At 74.8% G+C, this 2000-nt stretch carries 2 protein-coding genes; both read right to left on the minus strand.

Annotated features, from left to right (window positions below; all coding sequences use genetic code 11):
* The coding region (gene rsmA, locus ACRDP3_RS00075) for a 16S rRNA (adenine(1518)-N(6)/adenine(1519)-N(6))-dimethyltransferase RsmA (protein ID WP_431514695.1) at nt 1-775 on the minus strand (775 nt) is incomplete at its 3' end.
* Nucleotides 776-873: 98 nt separating this feature from the next.
* A partial coding sequence (locus ACRDP3_RS00080) for a ubiquitin-like domain-containing protein (protein WP_431514694.1) occupies nt 874-2000 on the minus strand: 1127 nt, incomplete at its 5' end.

The following is a 2000-nucleotide window of genomic DNA, read 5'->3' on the forward strand; positions in this document are numbered from 1 at the left end:
CCTGGGGCGAGACCACGGCGGCCCGCAGCGCCCGCTCGGCGGCCGCCGCCGAGCCCGCCCAGCCCGCGAGTGCCGAGCGCAGCGTCTTGCGGCGCTGGGCGAACGCCGCGTCGACGACGGCGAAGACCTCTTCCCGGGCCGCGCTCGTACGGGGCGGGTCGCGGCGCACCAGCGACACCAGCCCCGAGTCGACGTTCGGCGCGGGCCAGAAGACGCTCCGCCCGATCGCGCCCGCCCGCTTCACCTCGCAGTACCAGGAGGCCTTGACCGACGGCACCCCGTACACCTTCGAACCGGGGGGCGCGGCAAGCCGGTCGGCGACCTCCGACTGGACCATGACCAGGGCGCGTCGCAGGGTGGGGAAGGTGGCCAGCATGTGCAGCAGCACCGGAACGGCCACGTTGTAGGGGAGGTTGGCGACCAGCACCGTCGGCGGCCGGCCGGGCAGCCGCGTCACGCGCATCGCGTCCGCGTGCACCAGCGTGAAGTGGTCCGCGCGGCGCGGCAGTCGCGCCCGTACGGTCGCCGGCAGCCCGGCCGCCAGCTGGTCGTCGACCTCGACGGCCGTCACCCCGTCGGCGGCCTCCAGCAGCGCGAGGGTCAGCGAACCCAGGCCGGGCCCGACCTCCAGCACGACGTCGTCCGCGTGCACGTCCGCGGTGCGCACGATCCTGCGCACCGTGTTCGCGTCGATGACGAAGTTCTGCCCCCGCTGCTTGGTCGGGCGCACCCCCAGCGCGTCGGCCAGCTCGCGGATGTCGGCGGCGCCGAGCAGCGCGTCGGAGGCGGCGGCATGGGCGTCGCGGTCGGTGCCGGGGCCGGAATCGCGGTCGGAATCGCGGTCCGGGTCCGGGTCGGGGTCGGGAGCTGCGGTCACCGCGCCAGTTTACGGCCGCACATCGGCCACGGACTCGCCCCCTGTGACACGTACAGCTTCTTGGCCCGGTAGGTCTGCTCGGCCGCCGGCGCGTCCTGCGGCCGGCCGCCGCCGCCGAGACCGTGCCAGGTGTGGATGTCGAACTGGTACAGCCCGCCGTAGTTCCCCGAGGCGTCCTGGGCGCGGGGGTTGCCGCCGGACTCGCACTCGGCCAGCGCGGCCCAGTTGAGGTGGTCGGCACCCTGCACGGACCGGGGGAACGGGGCGGTGCCGACCCGGATGATCTGCTTCTCGGGGTGCCGCAGTACCTCCACGGCGATCCGGCGCGGCTTCTCCCGCACGCCGTTGACGGTCCGCAGCCGGTAGGTGACCCGCCGGACGCCCGGCCTGCCCGCCTGCGCCACGACCTCCGTGCCCCGGCTCAGCAGCGGGTCCGCCTGCCGGACAGTCTCGAAGCGGATCCGCTCCTCCTTCACCTTCTCGCTGCCGGTGATCCGCATGACCGTGATGGTCTGCCCGTCCCGCGGGAAGCTCTCCAGCGGCACGGAGGTGGTGTCCAGGCCCGCCAGTTCGAGGCCGGCGAACGCGAGCGCCTCGCGCACCGTCGCCACGTTGGTCCGCAGGGGATGCTCGCGCCCGTCGGCGAGGAAGGTGACGGCGCGCTCCGTGCGGACGTCCAACTCCATGCCGCCGCGCCCGATGTACGTACTGCGGGGTGTCGAGATGTACGCCCCGGCGGCCCGTACCCCCAGCTGCTTGAGCGCCTGGTCGACGGTGCGGGCGGTCGTCCACACCCGGCGGCGTTCGCCGTCGAGGGTGAGGGCGAGGGGACGGCCGTGGCGGACGGAGACGTCGTCGCCGTTGGCGAGGGCCTGCCGCGGCGAAGGGGAGATCACGTCGTGCGCGCCGGTCTCGAGCCCTTCCTCGTCGAGGAGTTCGCCGACGTCGTCGGCGAAGGTGTGCAGGGTGCGGGGCGTGCCGTCGACTGTCAGCTCGACCGCCTTGTCGTGGGCGACGAAGGCGGACGTGCCGCCCGCCAGGAACGCGACGACGAGGGCCTGCGGCAGCAGGCGGCGCAGCGCCTCGGGGCGCTCGGCGGCCCGGCGGGCGCGCTCTGCGCGGC

The sequence above is a fragment of the Streptomyces sp. genome, assembly GCF_050698815.1.
GTDB lineage: Bacteria > Actinomycetota > Actinomycetes > Streptomycetales > Streptomycetaceae > Streptomyces.